Raw genomic sequence first — 23,825 nt, 5'->3', positions numbered from 1 at the left:
AGCAAAAATGTTACCATAATATTTTATATTCCTACAACTGACGATACTCTTCCAAAATGGCATTCCATACTACTTTGCGCTCATAGCGACTGGTAATGGATGTTCTCGCATTAGCCGCCAAAGTAGTTCTTAAGGTGTCATCATTTACCAACAGTTTTATATTCTCAAACAATTGTTCTGCATTTTTTACAGGAATTATTTTACCATTATTGTTACTATCGGTAATAATTTCATTACATCCATTAATATCGGTTACAATACTTGCCAATCCCATAGAAGCAGCTTGCATCACCACATTAGGAAACCCTTCTCGATAACTAGGAAAAGCCAATATATCAGACATGGCAAAATAAGGTCGCACATCATCCTGCCAACCCACCATAATAATATTAGGATTGGTATTGATTTCTTCTTCAGTTTCTGGAGATAATGGATCCAGATCTTTTTCATAGGCACCTACCAATAGTAATTTGGCATTAGCAGATTCTGTATTCAGTTTCTTAAAAGCATCTATAAGTTCATGTATTCCTTTATCTCTTACTAATCTACCTACATATACAATCACAGTATCTGATGAACTAATCCCTAAACTTTTTGATAGTTTTAAATTATCTTCATCAGAATATAAACCCGGATCAAAAAAAGAAGTATCAATCCCATTAGAACTTCCGTTAGCTATTACTTTTAGCTTTTTTGGTGAAGTAAATTTATGTTTGATGATAATATCATTAAGCCCAGTAGAATTAGGATAAATTTTGGTAGCGCAAGCATAGGTTAGTTTTTCTACTGTATTTAAGAGCGTTCTTTTAGCACCGGTAGCTTCTAACAGTGGTAATCCTGCTATCGTATGTAAGCGATGAGGTACGCCAGCCAATTTTGCAGCCAACATTGATAATGTTCCTGCTTTTGGGGTATGGCTATGAACAATATCTGGTTTTTCTTTTTTAAACAATCTATACAAGGCAAAAACCGCCTTTAAATCCTGAACCGGAGTAATCTTGCGAGTCATTTCAATCGGAATAACCCGAACTCCTTCTTGTTTTGACACCTTTTCTAATGTATCACCTCCTTTACCCGACACTCCTATAACATCATAATGTTGAGACATAAATTGTAATTGTCCCTGTAATAATTTCCCCAGTGATATCGGTACTGTAGTAACCCTAATTATTTTTTGTATGTCCCCCAAAACTCAACAATATAATTATCAAATATTTTCAGAGGCAAATATAAGTATATGCCCTTGTTTGAAAACTTAATCCTCGGTTTTCTTTTATTTTTCATAAATTACTCAAAAAAACAAGTAAAAATCATTACCCTTGTACGGCATTTCATCAATCTTTGTAAGGGTTCTATGACAAAATCGACATATTTGTTATTTTTACACAAACTTTAACATTTTTAAATAAAATATGTACAATTAATTGGGCGTTACCCCGTTCATAGAGAAATAATTAAACCAAAAAAATTAATTCCCCCCGAATGAAAAATTTAATTTATTACCTACTGATTTTGACGATCACTATTGTTACGTCCTGTAGCAAAGAAAGTGTTGATGAACTTACTCCCCCAGATACTACTGGAGAAGAACCTATTGTACCCGTACCAGATGTAGCTCCTAATGTAATCACAACTCCTTGTGATTTTGATTTATCCAGTGTAGCAGCAAATTCTACTATTGTTCTAAATTGTGTTTTAGACCTTAAAGGAGAAACTATTAATTTACCAGAAAATGTAAACTTCGAATTTGAAGGAGGAGACATTATCGGAAAAGGTAAATTAGTTTTTAAAGGAGGTACTATCGATGGAAGATTATTGAGTTCTAAATTAGCATTAGAAGGAGATGTACAATTAAAAGCCCCTACATTCCAATTTTTTGCTTCCAGATGGGAAGGTCTTGTAGAAGGAACGACTACTTCTGATATTGCTCAGGAAAATACTTTTGAGCTAGAACGATTATTTGAGTACACAAAAAGCTATGGAGCTAAGACCTTTCAAATTGGTAAATTTGATGCTTTTTTCCAGATACACTATCCAACACCTCCTTTTAGTATAGTTCACCATAAGGCTATTGAAGCGGTAAATATCCCTTCTGATTTTAACCTTGTCATGTCTGATGACACACATTTACGTGTTTTCCCTGGTGTTGCAGAAAATGAAAGAGGAGCACTACTAGCCGTACGTGATGCAGAAAACATTACTATAAAAGGAGGAATTTTACATGGAGACAGAGATCAACGAGCCTACCCTCCTGGTGAATTAGCAGGACAGTTTGGTTCACACACGTTGTTAATCAATGCTGGAAGAAATGTTACTGTAGATGGTGTTCGATTTGTTGATGGATCCAGTGGTTCTCTTAATATTAACTCTATTGGTTTTTCTTTTAATCCAGACACCTATAACCCTACAACTAATGTAACCGTACAAAACTGTATCTTCGAAAATAGTAGAAGAATGAGTATCGCATTGACCGAAGGTAGAGATATCAAAATATTGAACAATACGTTTACCAATACCGGTAATCCATCTACAAATTCTGATGGTGGCGAAGTTGGATACGCTATTAATATAGAAGCCACAAGAAGAAGAGATCCTGATACAGGAGAGCTTAGAGAATTCGAAAGGGTTTTTGATGTCCTTATCAAAGGAAATACAGAAACTGGTAGTAGAGGTGGATGTGTATCTATTACCATTGGTCAGACTGTTACTGTTGAAGAAAATAATTTTGAAACACAGTTGGTATTTACACATACCAATGGAACCAGAATCATTAATAATACGTTTAAAGCTTTATCTGAAAAGGCTAAAGATCGTTTTGCCATATTTGCAGCAGACGGTGGCGAAACTGCTTTCAACAATATAATTTCTGGGAACACTATATCTGGATATGATCTGGCTATTGCTACCAACGCTGATGACACTGATATCCTTAATAATACAATAACAGATTGTGCTATAGGATTACAATTTGGAAAGTCTAAAAATTCTGAATTTAATGACAATACCATTACTACATCAGGTAATGCTATAAGTGCTACGAATTCTTTTGCAGAAAATATTTCTCTAAAACGTAATACCGTTAACGGAGGTCGTTTTCATGTATATTTTGCTCAGCTTAATGATAAACCAGAGTATAGCGCTTTTCGTGTAACTTTAGAAGACAATACCTTTACTACATCTAAAGCTGTAAACTTTACTAACACAAATGGTGTTATCTTTAGAAACAATACTGTTGATGGTGGTTTGCAAATTGGTGATGCCTCTAACATAGAGGTTTCTAGAAATACTAAAATTAGTCCTACCGAAAGTGATGGAATTCGATTATTTGGAGATAATTCAGCAGTAACTCTAGCTAACAATACCATCTTTGAGCCCACTGGTGCTGCTAGATTTGTTTGTATTAATAATAATTCTACTAATCCTGGTGCAGTAACCGATACGGGTAACACATGTAACTAATTAGTTATACAATATGATATAAAACCCCAGAGTAGTTTGACTCTGGGGTTTTTATTTTATAGTTTATATATTAATATGTATTATTTAACGTGAATTCGATATGGAGGTTTAATTTTAAAAAGGCATCAAATTGAGTGATTTTTCATTCTGATTAACATAAATTTCCAATATCAATTTTAGTTATTTAAGCGCTTTAATTTGATCTGCTAAGTTTTTGGTGAATAGCTTCGCTCCATCATCATTTAAATGTGATGAATCATGAAATAACATCGATTTACCAGTAAATTGTTGATCATTGAAAAAATCTACAAAAGGAATATTTTCTTTTTCTGCTATAGCTTTAATTCTAATAAAAGATGCATTCGTTGTATGATCTACGGTAAGATAAGTTGGAGAAGTCGCAAAAACTAAGTCTATATTATTATCCTTAGCTGTTGCAATAAAGGTATGAAGGGCAGTAACAAAATTTTGATCTATATCCTCTACTCCTTTTTCTATTTTGGATTGAGTTTCTTCTTTTATACTTTTAGAAGGCTTAACTTTTCCAAATAAAGGTCGATATCCTTTATAATCTAACTGAGGAGATGCGTAATAACGAATAACATGCATAATTGTAGAGTTAGCCTGATATCCATTAAAAAACAATTTAAAATCCACTAACTTAGACTGCAATCCTAATATAGGTTCTAAATCATCTCTATACTCTGAATAATATGGATGTAAATCACTAAGTCTATCATATGCTTCTTTTGAATGATATAAAAAGTCTTCATCAATATTCAAGATGATCAGTTCTGGTTTGATTCGCTTAACAATCATTTTTTGAAGCGCCACATGATATAGTAATTGCTGCCCTTCTGCTCCGGCATTATAACAAGATGTTTGCAATTCTTTTTCTATAACTTCAGGAACATAATGTCGATGCGCATGAGAACTCCCGAATATCAATACTTTTGCATCTGTTTCTTGTATGGCATATGTAGATCTGGCATATTTTCCCGTTTCCTGACTAAAAAACAGTTGCTTAGAAATCATTCCCAAAGCAAAATCTGCGATAAGAAAAATCACAAGAAATTTTCCAAGTTTGATTAATGATGTCTTATATTCTTTTTTAATCATCTTTTAAAATTGAAAATAAATAAATTGACTTTTACCAAAAACTCCAAAATACATAATCATATAAATCAAAACCGCATACCCTGTTAATCTTACAAATTCATACTTATGATTAGAAATCGAAAACAGGGTATTGAAATATTCTTTTTTCAATTCTACCAAGACCAAAATAGCAATTGCCAATGTTGCATATAATGAAGCCGTTATATCATCTCCACTACCAATATACAATCTACCCGGCACAGTGCAGATTCTCTTTATAATATAAAAAGCATCTTCAATACTATTTGCTCTAAAGAATACCCATGCAAAATTGATTAAAGCAAACGTCAATACTACATTAAACACTCCTTTTCTTCTTTTTTTGAATAGAAGAACCTCTACAATTAAATACAGTCCGTTTAAAGCTCCCCAAACCACAAAAGTCCAATTTGCACCATGCCACAGTCCGCTAATTAAGAACGTAATAAAAAGATTAAACAACCACCTAGGTTTTGCAACTCGATTTCCTCCTAACGGTATGTATAAATAATCTCTAAACCATGTGGATAATGAAATATGCCATCTGGTCCAAAATTCGCTTACCGAAGCCGAAAAATACGGTCTCCTAAAGTTGGTCATCAAATCAAAACCAAAAAGCTTAGAAGTACCAATAGCAATTAACGAATATCCAGCAAAATCTCCATAAATCTGAAAAGCAAACAGTACTGTTGCGGCTATAAAACTTAAACCATCATGATTTTCTGTATTATTATACACCGCATTTACATAAATGGCTGCCCTGTCTGCAACTACTAACTTTAGGAAGAACCCCCAAATCATTAACTTTATTCCATAAGAAAAAGTTTTATATGTAAATGTTCTCTTCTTTAAAAACTGTGGCACCAGATTGGTGGCTCTTTCTATAGGTCCGGCCACTAACTGTGGAAAAAAAGATACAAATGCTGCGAAAGCAATAAAATCTTTAGTGGGTTGTAACTTTTCTTTATAAATATCTATAGAATACGATAACGTCTGAAAGGTATAAAACGAAATACCAACAGGTAGAATAATTTGTAAAGTCCATGTACTCTGAAGTTCATACCCCACAGCAGCAAAAAGATCAATCCAGGAATCTATAAAAAAGTTATAGTATTTAAAAAAACCTAACATTCCCAAATTAAAGATAATACTTACCCAGAGCCATCTTCTTTTTATCGATTTTTCCTTGGATTCGTATATTCTAAATCCTGCTGTATAATCGATAATTGTACTTAATGCTATCAAAGACAAAAAACGCCAGTCCCACCAACCATAAAATACATAACTGGCTACAAGTAATAGAATATTTTGTAATCTTAGATTTTTATATACAACAAACCAATAGCCAATAAAAACTAAAGAAAGGAATATGAAAAAATCTATAGAATTAAAAAGCATATACTTGTTCTTGGTTTTAGTATAAGAATTAACTGTTTATTTGTTGAAGATAAAACTCTTCAATTCGTTTTGTGTTAGATATGATATCATAACCTCCATTAACGATTTGAGATGTATTATCTATCCTGTCATAGGATATCATTTTGACAATTTTATTTGCCCAAAAATCAGGAGTTTCTGTAATCGACAAAAATTCTATATCATTGGTCAAACTCACTTCATTTGTAATCGTATCAGAAGCAAAAATTTTAAGTCCCGCGGCTTGCGCTTCTATAAGAGTTACTGGTAACCCTTCATAAAACGAAGGAAACACAAAAGAATCAAACGCTTGCAATAGTTCTGGAATATCTGATCGTACGCCTAAAACCATAACATTATCCTCTACTCCTAGACGTTTTGCTTCATCTGTAATTTTATCTCTCAAGGGGCCTTCTCCCACAAGCATCAACTTTGCATTAGGGTGTTTTTCTATAATACTGGCAAAGATCTGTATTAAGAATACATGATTTTTTTGAGTGTCCAATCTTCCAACATGACCAATAACAAATTGATTTTCAACTTCCATTTTTTTTCTGTATTCTTTTCTTATTATTGGATCAAAAACAAATTTCTCGGTATCGATAGCATTATTCATCGTCAAAAATTCAGTGTTTTTACCAAAAAGCCATTGACCTGCTTTATCTCCACACGAAAAATAATGAGTAGCATCCTTACGATTTTTATTCTTCAATCGGAATTTTATAAGCTTTTTAACCGTATCTATAATATTTTCTTTACTAGGAATCAGGTCAGAAAATTTAATTTTTTCAATTGCTATATGCGCATGAACAATCCTAATAGGAATATTAAATTCTTTGGCAATTTTTATAGGAAAACAACTAAATGTATTTAAATGTGAATGAATAATAGTGTATTCTGTATGGGTTTCAAAAAATGCTCGTAATTCTTCATAGTATTTACCAGGAAATATTGGATTTATTGATGATAGCCTATAAATTCTTCCTCCAAGGCTTTCAATTTCATCATCAAAATCACACTTCTCTTTTCTATGTACCAGAAAATCAAACTGAATTTTTTCTCTATCTATCTTCCTATAATAGTTCATAATCATAGATTCTGAACCTCCCCTATCCATCATCGTAAAAACCTGTAAAACTTTGATCATTTTATAAAATAATTATTTGTTATACAACACCCCTAATTCTTAATACTCTCAAATCAGACATTAATTTCTTCTTTGATATTATTTTTTATTAATCTATACTTTCCACTTTTTTCTACCGGTATTTCTGCAACATGTTTTACTTCAATTGTAATATTAGATCCAACACGATCTCGTAAGTTTTTTAAAAATACCTTTTCATACTCGGGTGAGTATATTTGATCATCTTTTTCTATTAAAACCAAAAGACTATAAATTACATCCTGCTGAATTTGAAATTTAACAATCCCCTTAACTCCTTTTAAACAGTTAGATATATTCCCAAGGTTTATTTTACCAATTTCTTCAGAATAAATATAATCTGAGATACGTCCCAAAACTTCTTTAACCAATGGATTATTATTTCCACAGTCACAAGTATCATTATCATCTGCTAATTCAATTTGATCTCCTATATCATATCGTATTAACGGAGTACCATGCGTAGTAAAAGAAGTGACTACAAGTCTTCCTTTTTTACTGGGTTCATTATTTTCATTCAAAACTTCAAAAACTCCACTTTTTAAATCCATGTGTAGCTTTTTATTCTTGCATTCAAAGATAAATGGTGCTCCTTCAGAAGATGCATATTGATTGTATAGATTTGTCTTAAAATATCCTTCAAGAACATCTCTAATATCATCTGTGATAGTTTCTGCTGTTGGGAATATTGCTTTTATAATATTTGCAGGAAAATCTATATCATGAGCCATTCCATATTTTGCGATCTCATACATCGTAGAAGGAAAACCAACCATATATTCTGGTTGATATGTGATCAAATTTTCAATATAATATTTTAAGTATTTTCCGTGAATATGAAAAGTAGAATAATACCTTACTTTATGAATATGATCTGTTTTCCAAAATCTATTTTTTTTCAGATCCGTCTTACCTAAAAGATTTTTACCACTAAACCATGCGGTTTTCTTCCCTAACTTATATCCAAATTCATTTCTAAAATTATCAAGTAATGCAAATCGTTCCTGTACATCATCAGGGCTATACAATACTTCTAGAGATTTCCCAGTTGTACCTCCCGTTTTAGAAATTATCCCTTTACTCTTTTCAATGGTATAAATATCTGAGAGGTTATTTCTCAACGTCTCCTTATCAATGATTGGCAGTTGTTTTATATTAGCCAGATCTTCTGGAGATTCTATTTTAGAGAAAATATTTCTATAATACTCAGAATGATTTTTTGCATGATTAATAAGTTCTTTATACTTCTGTATTTGAAGTTCTTTCAGTTCATCTAATGACAAGTTTCTTTTTTGTAAATAATCTTCTAGAAAATATTTATATTTTCCTGAATATCTTTTTTTATATGCCAAAAGATTATAAATAGAAACAATCCAATTTTGTACAAAATGCGGAGATTTTTCATAAATCTTGTCCTGCATATTTCCCATAACTATTTATTATTTAGATAAAAGCTTTGTATTTTTTCTGTATTAGATACAATATCATAACCTGCTTCTGAAATTTTATCACTGTTATCCTGTTTTTCGTATGATAAAGCATTAAATATCTTGTTTACCCAAAAACTAGTTGGTTTTTGAATTGAAACAAACTCAATATCATCGGTTAGTTTTACTTCTTGAGTAATTGTATCTGATGCAAGAATTTTAAGTCCTGCAGCCTGTGCTTCTATTAAAGTAACGGGAAGCCCTTCATAAAATGATGGAAAAACAAAAACATCCATCATCTGAAGTAATTCTGGTATATCTGATCTAACCCCTAACATCTTAACTCGATCCTGAATTCCTAAATCATCAATTTCTTGCTCTATCGCTTGTTGTAACTCTCCATTACCCACAAGTACTAAAACACAATCTGGCCTTTCTTCTATAATGTTCGCAAATATTCTAAGTAGATACGAATGATTTTTTGCGTTATTAAGACGTCCTACATGTCCGATTATTACTTTATCTTCTAGATTTAACTCCTTTCTATACTTTTTATCTGTTTCGGGATTATGGATGAACTTTTTGGTATCAATAGCATTATTCATGGTGTAAAAATCATTGTTTTCACCAAAAAGCCATTGCCCAGCTTTATCTCCACACGAAAAACGATGTGTAGCATAGGTGCTTACCTTTTTCTTTAATCTAAATTTTATAAGTTTTTTTACCGTCTCTGTTAGGTTTTCTTTATTTGGAATAAAATTTCTAAGTTTTATATTCTCAAATGCTGTATGCGCATGTGCAATTCTACAAGGGATTTTAAACTCTCTCGCTATTTTTAAAGGAAAAGAGCTGAATGTATTAAGATGAGAATGTACTATGGCATATTCTGTATGTTCTTTAAAAAAGGTCCTTAACCTATTATAATACTCTCCAGGAAAAAAAGGGTTAATAGGATCCATTCTATAAATCTTACCTCCTAAACTTTCTATTTCATCATCAAAAGCTGCTTTCTCTTTTCTATGTACTAAAAAATCAAACTGAATTTTATCTCTATCAATATTACGATAATAATTCATGATCATAGATTCTGCTCCTCCACGATTCATAATGGTAAAAACTTGTAAAACCTTGGTAATAGCCATTAAAAATCATTTTTAGTTTTGAATCTAATATATAAGTGTAGCAATACTCCTAGCGGAATTGCGAAGAAGGTGATTAGTTTTTTTGGCGATTCTTTTAAAAATGCACCATTCTTAATAAACAATGAACTTGATACATAATGAATTGCATTTTTAAATTTATCTTTAAAACCTGTTGCCAATTGCATCCTGCTTTTCCTTGAAAATGCAAAGCCTCTGGGATGTCTCCTATATTGTTTTAACATATTCATACTAGAGCCATCTTCCATATATTCTACTACACAAAAAACTTCATTAATTGGTAAAAGCTTATAATCTTGGTCGATCAATTGATATAAATAGCCCAGTGGTACAAAACGTTCTCCTTCAAAAATTGGGTATGGAGGATATTTCTTAACTACTTCGGTGCGATACACTAATTTTTTATCTCCTAATACTTTATGAGTATTATATAACTCGTACATTGTAGTTTCCTTAATCTCCTCTGGAATTTTAGTTCCAATAATAGCTCCGCTTTCATCTGCATCCAATCCTACTAACCCTGCGTATTCTGATTTATCCTTAATGGATTCCCAAGCATCTAGTATTTTTTGAATTGCCTCTTCTCCCATAAAATCATCACTATCAATACACACATTAAGTGTTGTCTCGATAAGTCGATAGGCCGCATTATGTCCTCCATGCATTCCCAAATTTTTCTGATAATGATATTGTATATCTATCTTGTCTTCCTTAATCCAGGATGCTACTAATTCTTTTGTATTATCTGAAGAACCATCATCGATGATAAGCCACTTAAAATCCTGGTTTGACTGTTTCACCAAACTCTCATAACACTTATGCAAGCAATAAGCACGGTTATATGTCGGAGTAAATACTGTAATTGTTTTCATATTATTTCTGTTGGTTAGTTTGTTATCCAGAATATACATAATACATAGCGTAGGTGAACATAAAATAAACAAGTGTTATTTTACCTATCATAAAATGGTGATCCTTAAAAAATCGTTGTTTAAGAAATGGATAAATGGTTACTAATCCCATCATAAACCATGATAAGTAAGCAAATCTATTAGAGTAGTTTGCTTTTATCACTAAAATCCAAAACCCATTACAAATCAAATACGTATTTAAAAGTCTAAAATAAAAAGGGTCTTTAAAATCTTTTTTATAAATAGCATACCATCCTGCAAAAACTGCAAACGAACTATGAAACAAGAAATCCCAACGAAAACCAGTACTTGCAAAAGTACCTTCTTCTGCTTGCGCAGTTAAATAATCAGAAAGTCTATCGTCAAATCCCAGGCTACTAAAAATGGATACCCAAAAACCACCCATAGCTAATGAAAGAGGAATGCAAGCTAACCATCCCTTTAAAAATACTTTAGGATCATTATAAAACCTCGTTATGGTAAAAGCCATTATGGGTAGTGACATGGTTTTATGAAAAGAAACCGATAACAAAAAGCACAATATCATAGCTATTGTGTTTTTTCTAAAACTTACCCCTAATAAAAACAAAGATGTAGCAGCGCCATTTCTAATACCATTCACTCCATACGTATAAAAAGAGAAAGACACCGCAAACATTAAAAAAGCATAATACCAATACTCTTTAAAAAGTTCCTTAGAGATTCTATATAAGGGTAGTACATATATTGCCGCTGTAACAGTAAAAAACGTTCGAGAAGAAGCTACATAGGATAAACTTTTCATATATAAATGAAAAAGTACATCGGTATCTGATGTTACTTCTCCTCCTAACCTATAGTAATTAAAATACCTGGTATACGTTCTCATATCTCCAAAAAACTTACCACTTAATGGTCTCTGTCCCATATATAATATGATGTATGTCATTAATATAAAACCAGCTATATTAGTGAACGCAATATTTTTATGATCATCTATTTTTAATACGCGAGTATGCAAAAGGGTAAACAAAACCAGAAACAGGAATAAATTTATATATACCGGAAAATATTGCTCTACGGGAATAAAATCAAACATACTCTCCTATTTAATCGTTTGTTTCATAACGCTTACTTTTTATTAAGTATTCTAGCGGGATTACCAACCGCCGTACAATTATCTGGAATACTCTTGGTAACCACACTACCTGCTCCGATAATACAATTATCCCCAATAGTAATATCTCCTATTACAATAGCTCCAGTATAAATAGATACATTATTACCTATCGTAGGTCTTTTTCCTTTTTCTTCTCCAATGGTTACCAAATGATTTACATAGAAGTTGTCCCCTATAGCATCAGCGTTTAAGATTGTACAATACGGATGCCCGGTTATAACTCCTCCACCCAGTTTGGTAGTAATATCAATAATAAAATTTTTCTGTTTTCTACAATATAGATTAAGAATATGGGATACCAGGCTTCTTGTTCTAAAATAAAATATAGTTCTAAAATCTGGTGAATTTGCCAAAAAATCAAGAAGTAGCGCATTTTTACCCATATTCATCCCTTTTACAGATGCCCATCGTTCTATATCCATATCAATTTTATTTCTATTCTTACTCAATTTGTATACAAATATGTGTGGAATAAGAAATATTTTGTAAATGGCTACAAGTATTGATTTCATATACTATTTATCTTATTTTTATGTGTTTCTCTGTTTGTTACAATTCTCATTTCAATTTACTTACACTTCTTATTATCGAATCGCAAAGTATACCAGTAAACTCTAACCCACCATGCTTATCCAGATGATGACCGTCATATGTTTTAAAATTTGTATGTGTACTTGATACATTAAAGTTAAAATAATCGATTTGATTAGATGTTGCTACAGTATTCATATCCTTATCAAAATTTTGATAGAATGAATTCTCGACAGCAACAAAATCAAGGTCAATGGGCATTCTCACCATGTAAACACTTCCATGATTCTTCAGCTTTTTAATTAAATCGTCAAGGCTATTTAACCTCAATGAAGATACCTTATAATTCCTTATCATTTTATCAAACAATCTACCTTGTCTCTTTTTCCATTCATCAAAAACTTTTGGATTTGTTGGTAAATTATTTTCTTCAAGCCATCCATCTTTATGCATGGTCGATGTCTTTCTAAAAAGTGCTTTAAAATGAAAATAAGTTAAGTTTTTAAAAAGGTATTCATAATTAGGGTTTACATTGACAAAGCTCATATTATGAGGAGGCCTACCAGCTTCTCTAAATTCACCTTTACTATGATCATTATTCTTATCAGATCCAAACATCCACGGGGTAACAGAAATTATAAAAACTCCATTCTTCGAAGTTTCATCTAATTTCTTCTCAATGCTTTTATTATATAAAGGGCCAATAGGAGTTTCTGCAATAGTTAAGCTATAATTAAAAATTGGTAACTCATATTCTAATTCTTTTAGCCGTTCATTTATTACTCTGGGTTGTATACCTTGCATACTTCTAGAATCTCCTATCACCATTGATACAGCTTTAGGTGTCGTGAATTTTTGATAAAAATAATCAACATTCCCTCCATATTGCACTAACACAAAAGTGGTTATTGCCAAACAGCAAATAAAAAAAAGACACAACTTTAAAAGTAATTGTTTCATAATTCTTTAAAATTGAAAGTATATAAATGTTTCAGCACTTTTTCCAAAAATTAATATCAAAACAAAAATGAATATATAAGAAATCCATCTAAGATAAATATTATAATTTCCTATTTCAAAATCATGTTTCTTTTCTCTGTTCACCCATTCTACTAAAATAAAAAAGCCTATTAATGCACTAGTAATTAATGTAGTAGAAGAAAACAATACAGAAGGCAAATCAATAATACTTAACGAAAAAATTCTTTTAAGGTATTCAAACCCAACAGAAACGCTTTCTACTCTAAAAAAAACATCAGTAAGCATAATTAAGACAAACAAAAGAATCATCTTAAAAACTTCTTTTAGAGAAGGAAGCAATTTTCCTTTTGCCACAATTTCTGATGTATTCATTTTTCCAGAAAATACTAATGGTATAAAATAAATACCATGAAGCAGTCCATAAACTACGAATGTCCAATTAGCTCCGTGCCAAAACCCAACTAAAACAAAAGTGGTAATAATGGAGATAATTAATCCTTTTTTTTGATGTCTTCTCAATGTAAATGACAATGGAGTAAATACATAATCCATCATCCATGTTGTTAACGACATATGCCATTTTCTCCAAAAATCACTAATGTTTGTTGAAAAAAATGGAGTAGAAAAATTACGCATCAACTGTATTCCAAATAGTTTAGAAACCCCAATAGCCATATTAGAGTATCCAGAAAAATCTGCATACAATTGTATCGCATAGAAAAAAGTTCCTAAAAGTAATGTACTACCTGATTCATTCTCATAATTATTAAAAATCGGATTGGCTATTAATGCACAATTTTCTGCAACAACAATTTTAGCAAATAATCCCCATAATATTTGACGTAATCCATCTACTGAAACTTCATACGATATAACTCTTTTTTCTTTAATCTGAGGTAGTAAGCTTGATGCTCTTTCTATAGGACCTGAAAGAATTTTAGGGAAAAATGTTACAAACAAAGAAAAATCCAAGAGATTTTCACTTGGCTCTATTTCTTCATTATAAACATCTATTAAATATCCCAGAGTCTGAAATGTAAAGAAGCTTATTCCTAAAGGCAGCAATATCACTAATGAATTATACGTTGATGTACTCCCTAAAACATTTAGAATCTCATAAAAACCTTCATAGAAAAAATTGAAATATTTAAAATATAGCAAAAGGCCAACGTTAAATACCAAACCAATATATAAGAAAATGCTTTTTTTATGATCTTCTGGAGTTCGATAGATTTTTAACCCCAGATAATAATTAATAAGGGTGCTACCTAACAGCAAAATCAAAAATCTCCAATCTGCCCAAGCATAAAAGAATATACTGACTGCTAATAAAAAAAGGTTTTGATATATGTTAGATTTACTAAAAACCAGCCAATACAATAAAAACACTGGAATAATAAAAACAACAAAATCTAATGAATTAAAAACCACTACTTACAAATTAAATTTTAGTTTGAATTACCGAAACCAGTGACCCCATATTTTTTAGTTTATTAAGATCTCTTAACTTAAAACGAATACTAAATTCTTCTTCGATTTTGGTTATAATCATCATATGCGATAGAGAATCCCAACCATCTACATCTTTTGCGGTTAATTCATCATGCATCTCAAAGTTATCATGCTCTAGTATAGATACTAATGCATCACTTATTTTACTCTTTATAACATCTACTTCCATAATAATATAATTAGCTCTCTAATATGTTAGCTGAATAGTTTATTTAATTTTTTTCTATCTGTCTTTCCATTTGTATTTAAAGGAAAATTATCTACAAATTTGATTTGAGTCGGTATCATATACTGCGGAAGTATTTTTTTTAAATCTTCCAATAATTGTTTTGTTTCAAATTCTGCGGATTCTAATACCAATCCTATTTCTGTATTTTGAATAGTATTTGTAAAAGCAATGGCTACAACATTTAATTTATCTAAAGCTGCTTTAGCATGAAATTCAATTTCTGATAATTCTACTCTAAATCCCTGAATTTTAGCCTGAAAATCAACTCTTCCCAAATATAGTATATCTCCTTCATTGTCTACAGTACACAAATCTCCTGTTCTATAAAACCTTGTCTCTTTTCCATGATATTCTTTAGTAAAAAAAACTTCTTTATTCTTTTCTTCATTTTTCCAATACCCTGGAGTAAGTTGTATACCACTTAAACATAACTCTCCATTTTCTCCCTCTTGTACTTCGTTATTATCATCGTCCACAATAATAGTTTTGGTATTCTTCATATCCTTACCAATAGTCAAAACTCCATTATGTGTTTTGTTATCCCCATTTCTTTTATAGGTATAATCGGTACAAAATATAGTACATTCTGTAGGGCCGTATACATTAGCGATGGTAGCATTTGGAATACATTTACTCCATTCTTCGGTAACATCTAAAGGCAAAGCTTCTCCACAAAAAAGGCTATATTTCATTGCCGGACAATCAATTTCCTCAAAATAAGGGCGTAAATAATGAAGTATAGAAGGAACCATTAACGCAAAAGTTAATTCATGATCTTCCATTAACTCAAATATATAACTATACTTAATCTCATCTTTTGGTATTGTATAAATACAAGCTCCCTTAAGTAAAGGAGCCAAATATGATACTACAGATAGATCAAATGTCAACTCAAACATTTGCAAACACCTATCGGTATCAGTAATAGTATACTCTAGTTCCCAAAACGCATCCATAAAACCAGATAGATTACCAAAATTAATGGGAACTCCTTTTGGCGTACCTGTAGTTCCCGAAGTGAAAAATATATACCCTAAATCATCTTTGGTTACTCGCGCTGGTAATAAATCAATTTGTGTAGTATTACTGTTTTTTGTTAAGATGGTATGATATTCAGAAAACACTTTATCATCAGAAGAATCTAAAATCGTAATAATATCTGCTTGTTTTATTACTGTGGTATTTCTATCAAGAGGAAAATCAGGATGTAGAGGAACATATGCCTTACCTTCCATCCACAATGCAATTATCGAAGCATAGGTATAAATGTCGTCATTAGTAATTAAACCTATATTAATCTCATCCCTTTTTACATGAGTTTGGATCTCTATTCGTATTGCTGATATGACCTCTGCAAAATCTTTATACGTATAATAAGTATTACTAAAACAAAAAGCATTGTTATTATAATTCTTCTCAATAGATCTTTGTATGTCTGAAATTAAGTTCATTTGATTGATTATTTTGGTTAATAACAATTTATGATTATTCTGAAATTTTTCTATTTCAAATACTCACTAGCCACTTTTTCCAGGTTAAATTTTGTTAATAATTCTTCTCTTTTTTCTTCTAAATTTTCTTTGTAAACTGAAGATTTTAAAACTTTTTCAATAGCCTCTGCCAACACATATTCTTCATCGATAAAATCACTTGTATCAGGAATACCTAATCTATCTTTATACAGATTAGGAGTAATTATTCCTGCTTCTACCTCTATCATTTTGTCTTCTACTGTTTGTGCTTTTAGACTCATCAGCTCAACAATACCATAAGTACAACATGATGATACAACAGGAGTTGCCAGGCACATTGCTTCGACAATTACGTTTGGTGTACCTTCATAATGAGAAGCTAGAGCCAACATTTTGGTATTCACCAGATACTTATACGGATTCTTTTTTCTTCCCAAAAAGTGTATTTGCTCATTAACCCCCAAATCTTCTATTAGATCTTCGAGATGTTTCAATACTCCTGCATCACCATCACCTATAAAAATAAGTTTTGCATCAGGTATATTTTTTAATACCAAAGAAAATGCCTTGATTAAGTGCCATGGAGATTTTTGCGTGGATAGCCTTCCTACAAAAAGTACAGAATTAGATGCTAATAAGGCTACTTCTTCTTTTTCGGTAATCTCTTCTAATGATCGTTTTTGTATTTCATCAACATCATGAGGGTTATAAATCACCTTTAGTTTATTAGCAAATTTAAAGTTACATCTCTCTATCAAATCCTCTTTGATAGCATTGCTAATGCAAACTACTTTGTCCAGATTTTTGTACGTATACTTATATCCAAATCTTGTCATTTTACTTAGTAAAGAATTGTTACTAAGCTCAACACTTTTTAGCGCATGTATACTTGCTATTTTATAATCTTTTGTATACGTCAAAGAACTATATACATTTGGCATTGCTCCAAATGAAATAGAATGTGTGATTTTATGTTTTTTAATTACTTTTCTTAGTTGAAATGGAATAGAAACATAAAATTTTAATCGTTCAGTTTTTGACATTTCACTAAAATCCCGATCAGAAAAAAACAACTCATCTTCTCCGAAATTAATGATATCATTCTTCATTTTTATAAACTTCACAGCTTTAATGAAGTGCCCTTCTTTTTTATAAAAATTATAAAAAGAAAAGGCTAATCTTTCCATTCCACCGACACCCCCGTACGGTATAATTAGTAAAATATTTTTCATTAATTGCTATGTGTTAAATTAACAAATAATTGATTCCATTCTTTTATGATCTCTTCTGGCAGGTATCGTTTGACAGCTTTTCTTGCCTTGTTTCCCATTATTTTTCTAGTTTCATCATCTTCTATCAAAAACATAATCCCTTCTGCAAAAGCAGTGATATCATTATTTTCTACCAAAATACCATCTGTTTTATCAGAAATAATATCTGATGGACCATGAGGACAATCAAATGAAACACATGGAACACCGTAGGCCATTGCTTCGGTCAAAACCATCCCAAAACCTTCATATCTAGAAGACATCACATATACTGAAGCTTCTTGATACTTATCTGCTATATTTCTTACTGGTTCATGAAAATTTACTTGTTCTGTTATTTTTAAATCACCAGCCATTTTGTCTAATCCCTCTTTTGCATTGATGGTTCCATAAATATCTAATGTCCAATCAGGGTATTTCTGTGTCACTAATTTCCAACTTTGTAATAATCTATCATATCCTTTTTGGTAACTCTGTTTACCTACAGCTAGTACTCTTTTATTATTCAATGTACTTTGCCCTTCTGGATAGAACGATAATGGATTAGGAATTACTTTAAGATTTTTAAAATTCCATTCTTTCAAATTCCCATTGGTTAATACTACAAAATGATCATATCTTTTCCCTCCAAAATTCATAAGTCTGAATTTTAGGTTTGTAAATACTCTACTTTTAAAAGATGGTTTTACACTTTTTATTTCGATGTTCTTAGACACATGTCTTTCATAAATCATTGGACAAGGCTTACCTATTAATATAGGTACTACAAATCCTTTCAACCCATCATCACATACAGAGATTACATCAGGATTAATCTCTTTTACAATTTTTCTAAGCCCCTTAATATAGCTTTGTAAAAATCGAATTGGATTACTACTTGTGACAATATCATGATGAATAATGTTAGAACTAAAGTCATAAAACATTTCTTCATTTTCCTGATCCAATGTTACTATATGAACTTCATAATCTAAATGATCAGCCAGATAACTCGCTTTAATAGACAATACCCGTTCTAAACCTCCTGGGCCAAATGTTTTATTAGTTATGTAGAGTAGTTTAATCATTTATCTACTTCCGGTTAAAAGTGAATACACTTTTGGGGTTGTCTTTTGAAGCAATTTAGCGCATGCTACACAGGCTAGTGTTGCTAATATAGAGCTTACAAAAAATAATAGTAACAACACAATATCGTTCTCTCCAATATATTTTACATATATTTTGGTAAAATATGTTAATGCTACACCATGGGCTGCATATATAAAAAAACGATACCCATAAAGTGGCTTATTGGTAAATTCATATTTTCTATTGATAAAGTCATACATTGTCCAAACTGTAAAAAACCCAATAAACATCGTTATTCTTTTACAGAGTATAGAGATAATATGAGTTTCTTCATATGCATCACGAACATAAAAATTTAAAAAGATACCTATTCCCCAAATCACAATTGATGCTAAATATACAGGAGGTTTAAAATTAGATATAATGTTAAGTTTTTTAATCGAAGTGTAGGCTCCACATGTAAATGAAAATAATCCTAGAAACTGCAATAGATACACGTTATTTACATAAAACAAACTGGGTTGTTGCAAAAAGAGTAAAGCACATAGAAATATTAAAAAATAAAATTTTAGGTATTTAATAGCAAGGTAAATAAGAGGTGTTAACCATACATAAAATATGAGTTCTCTAATAAACCAAAATGTATAATTTATGGGGTCTACAAATGCTAACCATGCTTGTTTCCATAATGGCATTTCATGCAATGGCTCTTCAAAAAAATGAGATAGCATAGGAATAAACTGAACACCATATACAATTAAAAACCATAATCCACACCAAAGAAAATAAGGGATTACCAGTGTTTTAAACCTATTCTTGATCTTTCTTTTAAAAGTAAACACTGATAAGTCGTGATTTTTAAAAAATAGAAAACCAGAGATAAAAAAGAACATGGGTATGAAGATATTGGATAACTCCAATGCAAATATATACTCAATATAGTACACTACATCCCTATTGGTTTCAATATCCAGATTTGTCAAATTATACGCATGACAAACTACTACCATAAAAATAGAGTAGAATGAAAGAATACGTATCTTATTACTAACACTTTTGTCCATAATCCCCCCGGAAAATTAATTAGTTTAGTTTAATTTACTTTTCACTTTTTCTTTTAAAGCATTGGCCAAATCATGATGTTTTTCTAAGTTTTTGACCATGGTGTTTTTATCTATTTTTCCTTCTAGCGGAAAATTAGCAGTAAACTTACCTGTTTTACTATCGATATCTATACGATTGAATAATTCTAAAATACCATCGAATCGACAAGAATCTACAAAACTATCAAAACCATTGATGAAAATCACTGGAGTTCCCATAGCCAAACAAGGGAGAGCACAATGAATTCTTGAAGTAATCACTAATTTAGCTTTTGCATATTTATGCAAAAGCTTTTCTGCCATTTCGAACTTTTCTTCATCTGTGTATTCATTTGATGGCGGTTCCTGATTAATGAATTCTGCTGTTTTTAATACCTCTTCACTAATGAAGTTTTTAAGATGTTTATTCTTTTTACCTAGTTTAAAAGCTGTACCATTAAGAATATTTTTGATTGTCAACTTTGTGTTATAAAACACTTTTTCTGGTCTTGGGTAACTGTATAAAGGATCTACAATATAGATGTCCTCTCCTCTTTCAGCATCATCAACTTTATAAGAGTCTAAAGTCAATGTAAGACAACCTGTAAAATAAGCATCTATCCCTTTAGCTTTTAATGTATCTGCTGTAAATTGGTCTCTACATCCTATAGGTTCGTGTTTTTTTAAGTAAGCAATACCTTTTTCGCTAAGCATTGCTGGTGCTGCTGTATTATTCATGTGGAAAGAAACAAATACAGGATCTATATCATCAGATGGCACCCAATTATGAGTATTATGGGTAAACCAACCATTCATTATAAGTTTTACCGGATCTCCATGATACTCTCCTAATTTTTCTCGATTTAAAAACGTATCGACCTTTGGCAAAAACTGTTTTGCAGCTAAACTCTGAATATTGTCACCAACATTGAAAAATCGCTTATTCTCAACATATGTAAGTAATCCGTATTTCATCTCAATATATTTTCTTTGATTCTATTAGTATCTTATTTTTCTATATAACTTTTGTAACCAGGGAAATTTATTTCTGATAATAAATCTCATCCTTTGTTTTGTATGTTGTTTGGTATTCATCTTGTCTTCTAAAAGTTGATGAATTTCTCCTTCTCTAATTCTATTTATTTGTTTTACTTCTGCTTCTTTATTACCAAAAACGAAAAAGTCATCAACAGTTTTGGCTTTTTCCATGAGTTCCCACCAAAAGTATTGCACCCCTTTACTTGCTGCTCCAATATTTAATACTTCATAAAATTGATCATATACATTTCCATCAACATTAAACCCATAATCATTAGGGTTTTTTCCATTTAGAATTAACCCTAAAATTGTTCTAAAACATTTCTCACAATTACTACAATTAAACTCTGTTCTTAATTCAGAATAACAAACTCTAAGTTTAAATTTATTATCAGTATATGTAGCAAATTGTGCTATCAAATCTACTTTATCTTGCCTTTTTAATTCATATCCATCATGAAAAACCTGTACTCCATCAGCCCATGTAATTTTTTCATCTAATTCTGGAGTAGATCCCCAATCAATATCAATATGATCAGTATACGATGATGCAATATAAATCGAGGTATAATTATATATAAAAGACAAAGGTGCTAATGCTCCGATTAAAGCTAATCCATGTTGAACCTTACCCCACCATCCAATATCTTTAAGAAGTAATTCTACTTGATACGTATAAAACTCTCTTAGATTCGTTTCTATATATTCCTGATTATTTTTTTCTAGAAGTTTCTCTGTTTCTATAAAATCGGTAAAATCTTCCCATTGAGAATGGTCATCTATCTCTATATCTGCTCCAAGAATTGTAACCAAATCCGGTGTTTTCTCAAAAACTCTTATATAAGTTGCATAGGCATCTACACCTCCACTAAATAGCATTGAAGATCTATCTCCTTTAATTTGATTTTTAACTAGTTTTTTTGCAACTAATCCACCTTCTGTATTTTGCAAAGAATCTCGTTTTTGAAATTCCTTTTCCACAAGTTTAAGAGCATTAAAAAAATCTTCATCTACTTCTTCAACTTCAACTATAAATCCAGCATACCATGCAATAGGCATCATGTTAGATAAAAATGGTATCACAGCAATACTATTAGGAGTACTACTCACATCAATCCCATATTTAGAATAGAAAGGTTTATCCTTATTGAAGTATTTCTGAATCTGAGTATTGGCAGAATAATCATAAACAATTTTCTTGCCTTCCTCTATATATGATATTGTATGAAGTATTAGTTTTTCCATTACAATCTATTTTCGCCTCAATATTGAAGCAATTGGTTTTGAAAACAATTCTTTCTCATAGTCAAGCATCCCCAGAAAATACATAAGTAAAACAAAAACAGTTGTGTATGCACTTCCTTTAAAAATAAAATTCAACCATCCGTCACCTGGTATATAATTAATGAAATAGCCAATAACCACAACACTAATTACAACAGGGAAAGATTTATAAAGTAATTCTTTAAAAAATCGAATGATATTAAGTCCTATCTTTTTATGATAGTAAAAATTCATAGTATTTTGAACGATCAACCATCCTATAATCAATCCCGAGATCATTCCAACTGCTCCATATTGGATTGCTAAAACACCTCCTACAATTGCTCCCAGTACCATAAATACCAAATACAAGATCGCTTTGAATGACAATTTATTTTTTGCTTCTAAAATAGAATTCCCAAAGGCTTGTAGCAAAGGAATCGTGTATGCCACCATAATCATTAATGCAATAATATAAATCTCCCTACACTCCTGAATTGTATACCTAACATCGTCTTCTGAAACTCCTCCTCCAACCCATAGGTTCACAAATTGTTCTCCATACAACGTAAATGCCCCCAATACATACATTAAAATAATGAACGATAATCTCCCCAGTTTAATCATCATATTAGTCAATTCTTCGCCACTTGCATTATTCACTGACATTTGTGTTGCTCTGGGTAAAAAAACACTTGATATTGCAGTCGAGAAAGTACCATAATATGTCCCCAATGCGATTCCTATTCCGTAAATCCCTAGAACTTTTGGTACGCTCATAGAGCCCAATATCCAACTTCCCGATTTCCATTGTAACATTCCAACAAGAGAGAATACAAAGATCCAAGTAGAATACTTAAAAATCTGAATAATGTATTTTTTAGATAACTTATGAAGTTTAAATCTGACCTTAAGCTTTACAAGAACATAATATGCTGATACCGAAATAGTAAAAATATTAAATATAGTATCGACAATAACAAGAGATATTGCTCTACCTCCTAATAAAAGTACAGCTACAATTGTCGCCGACCTTAATAAATACCTAATAATACCAACAGATTCTGGAAACACAAATGCTTCATAACCTTTACAGATTCCTGTAAAAATCATACCTGGTAATTGAATCGCTAAATTAAAGATCAAAATGGCAAACATGATTTTTGCGATCTCAAGTTCTTCTGCACTAAATTTGGTAAAATAAGAGTCTATAAAAAAATAAAAAATAACCCCTAACAATACTACAAGTACAGAAATAACCAGATATAATAATCTAATCGTAGCTAAAAAATTTTCTTCTCCTTCTCTATCTTTTTCTGCTCTATATTTTGCTACAAAACGAACTACAGTATTTGTAAGACCAAAATCCAGGAGTGCTATTGTCCCTATTAATGCACCAATGGCATTAAATATACCGTATTCATCCTTCCCTATATTGCTAACGATAAATGGAGTCATCATTATTCCAATAATATTGGTAAGTATAATTTTTAAATACGTAAGTAACGCACCTTTTTTTAGTTGGCTCAAACTAGTTGGTTTAT

Annotated in this window: 20 protein-coding genes; 1 reads left to right on the top strand and 19 read right to left on the bottom strand. The window is 31.1% G+C overall.

Annotation, left to right across the window (positions count from 1 at the left end; genetic code table 11):
* Window positions 1–31: 31 nt before the first annotated feature.
* Window positions 32–1,180 (bottom strand): glycosyltransferase family 4 protein, encoded by a 1,149-nt coding sequence (locus PQF96_RS14395; RefSeq protein WP_271767094.1) that lies wholly within the window; start codon window positions 1,178–1,180, stop codon window positions 32–34.
* Window positions 1,181–1,482: 302 nt separating this feature from the next.
* Between PQF96_RS14395 and PQF96_RS14390 the strand changes: the two genes are divergently transcribed.
* Window positions 1,483–3,459 carry a right-handed parallel beta-helix repeat-containing protein gene (locus PQF96_RS14390; protein ID WP_271766978.1) on the top strand — a complete coding sequence of 659 codons (1,977 nt, stop codon included), beginning with the start codon at window positions 1,483–1,485 and terminating at the stop codon, window positions 3,457–3,459.
* Window positions 3,460–3,639: 180 nt separating this feature from the next.
* Here the strand turns inward: PQF96_RS14390 and PQF96_RS14385 are convergent, their stop codons facing one another.
* The 18 genes from PQF96_RS14385 to PQF96_RS14300 are packed head-to-tail and all read right to left on the bottom strand — an operon-like array spanning window position 3,640 to window position 23,811.
* Window positions 3,640–4,578: a DUF1574 family protein gene (locus PQF96_RS14385; RefSeq protein ID WP_271766976.1), complete on the bottom strand. Its 939-nt coding sequence runs from the start codon at window positions 4,576–4,578 to the stop codon at window positions 3,640–3,642.
* Between the two features lie 3 nt (window positions 4,579–4,581).
* Window positions 4,582–5,994, bottom strand: coding sequence for an MBOAT family O-acyltransferase (locus PQF96_RS14380; protein WP_271766974.1), 1,413 nt, complete (start codon window positions 5,992–5,994; stop codon window positions 4,582–4,584).
* Window positions 5,995–6,022: 28 nt separating this feature from the next.
* Window positions 6,023–7,159: a glycosyltransferase family 1 protein gene (locus PQF96_RS14375; RefSeq protein ID WP_271766972.1), complete on the bottom strand. Its 1,137-nt coding sequence runs from the start codon at window positions 7,157–7,159 to the stop codon at window positions 6,023–6,025.
* A gap of 53 nt (window positions 7,160–7,212) precedes the next feature.
* The gene (locus PQF96_RS14370) at window positions 7,213–8,607 is read right to left on the bottom strand and encodes a phenylacetate--CoA ligase family protein (RefSeq protein WP_271766971.1); all 1,395 of its coding nucleotides are present in this window, start codon (window positions 8,605–8,607) and stop codon (window positions 7,213–7,215) included.
* Between the two features lie 2 nt (window positions 8,608–8,609).
* Window positions 8,610–9,746: a glycosyltransferase family 1 protein gene (locus PQF96_RS14365; RefSeq protein ID WP_271766970.1), complete on the bottom strand. Its 1,137-nt coding sequence runs from the start codon at window positions 9,744–9,746 to the stop codon at window positions 8,610–8,612.
* Window positions 9,746–10,636, bottom strand: coding sequence for a glycosyltransferase family 2 protein (locus PQF96_RS14360; RefSeq protein WP_109437873.1), 891 nt, complete (start codon window positions 10,634–10,636; stop codon window positions 9,746–9,748). Before PQF96_RS14360 ends, PQF96_RS14365 begins: the two co-directional genes overlap by 1 nt.
* A gap of 22 nt (window positions 10,637–10,658) precedes the next feature.
* Window positions 10,659–11,753, bottom strand: a complete 1,095-nt coding sequence (locus PQF96_RS14355; protein ID WP_143918319.1) for an EpsG family protein — start codon at window positions 11,751–11,753, stop codon at window positions 10,659–10,661.
* A 32-nt stretch (window positions 11,754–11,785) separates the two neighbouring features.
* Window positions 11,786–12,346: a serine O-acetyltransferase gene (locus tag PQF96_RS14350; protein WP_109437697.1), complete on the bottom strand. Its 561-nt coding sequence runs from the start codon at window positions 12,344–12,346 to the stop codon at window positions 11,786–11,788.
* 46 nt (window positions 12,347–12,392) lie between these two features.
* Window positions 12,393–13,325 carry a hypothetical protein gene (locus tag PQF96_RS14345; RefSeq protein WP_271766968.1) on the bottom strand — a complete coding sequence of 311 codons (933 nt, stop codon included), beginning with the start codon at window positions 13,323–13,325 and terminating at the stop codon, window positions 12,393–12,395.
* Between the two features lie 6 nt (window positions 13,326–13,331).
* On the bottom strand, window positions 13,332–14,777 hold the full coding sequence (locus tag PQF96_RS14340) for an MBOAT family O-acyltransferase (protein ID WP_271766966.1): 1,446 nt from the start codon (window positions 14,775–14,777) through the stop codon (window positions 13,332–13,334).
* 10 nt (window positions 14,778–14,787) lie between these two features.
* Window positions 14,788–15,027: an acyl carrier protein gene (locus tag PQF96_RS14335; protein ID WP_109437700.1), complete on the bottom strand. Its 240-nt coding sequence runs from the start codon at window positions 15,025–15,027 to the stop codon at window positions 14,788–14,790.
* Between the two features lie 26 nt (window positions 15,028–15,053).
* Entirely contained in the window at window positions 15,054–16,538 is a 1,485-nt protein-coding gene (locus PQF96_RS14330) for an AMP-binding protein (protein WP_271766964.1), read from the bottom strand.
* A 50-nt stretch (window positions 16,539–16,588) separates the two neighbouring features.
* Window positions 16,589–17,791, bottom strand: coding sequence for a glycosyltransferase (locus PQF96_RS14325; protein WP_271766962.1), 1,203 nt, complete (start codon window positions 17,789–17,791; stop codon window positions 16,589–16,591).
* A complete protein-coding gene (locus tag PQF96_RS14320) occupies window positions 17,791–18,897 on the bottom strand; it encodes a glycosyltransferase family 4 protein (RefSeq protein WP_271766960.1) in 1,107 nt (368 codons plus the stop codon). The genes PQF96_RS14325 and PQF96_RS14320 overlap by 1 nt, the downstream gene beginning before the upstream one ends.
* On the bottom strand, window positions 18,898–19,962 hold the full coding sequence (locus PQF96_RS14315) for an acyltransferase family protein (RefSeq protein ID WP_109437704.1): 1,065 nt from the start codon (window positions 19,960–19,962) through the stop codon (window positions 18,898–18,900). It lies immediately after the preceding gene.
* A 24-nt stretch (window positions 19,963–19,986) separates the two neighbouring features.
* On the bottom strand, window positions 19,987–20,955 hold the full coding sequence (locus PQF96_RS14310) for a polysaccharide pyruvyl transferase family protein (RefSeq protein ID WP_109437705.1): 969 nt from the start codon (window positions 20,953–20,955) through the stop codon (window positions 19,987–19,989).
* Between the two features lie 24 nt (window positions 20,956–20,979).
* Window positions 20,980–22,263 (bottom strand): hypothetical protein, encoded by a 1,284-nt coding sequence (locus PQF96_RS14305; protein WP_271766958.1) that lies wholly within the window; start codon window positions 22,261–22,263, stop codon window positions 20,980–20,982.
* Between the two features lie 6 nt (window positions 22,264–22,269).
* Window positions 22,270–23,811: a lipopolysaccharide biosynthesis protein gene (locus PQF96_RS14300; protein WP_109437707.1), complete on the bottom strand. Its 1,542-nt coding sequence runs from the start codon at window positions 23,809–23,811 to the stop codon at window positions 22,270–22,272.
* Window positions 23,812–23,825: the final 14 nt, after the last annotated feature.

Source organism: Aquimarina algiphila (genome assembly GCF_947494415.1).
In the GTDB taxonomy this organism is placed as follows: Bacteria; Bacteroidota; Bacteroidia; order Flavobacteriales; family Flavobacteriaceae; genus Aquimarina; species Aquimarina algiphila.
This window is presented reverse-complemented; position numbering and strand designations above follow the sequence as displayed.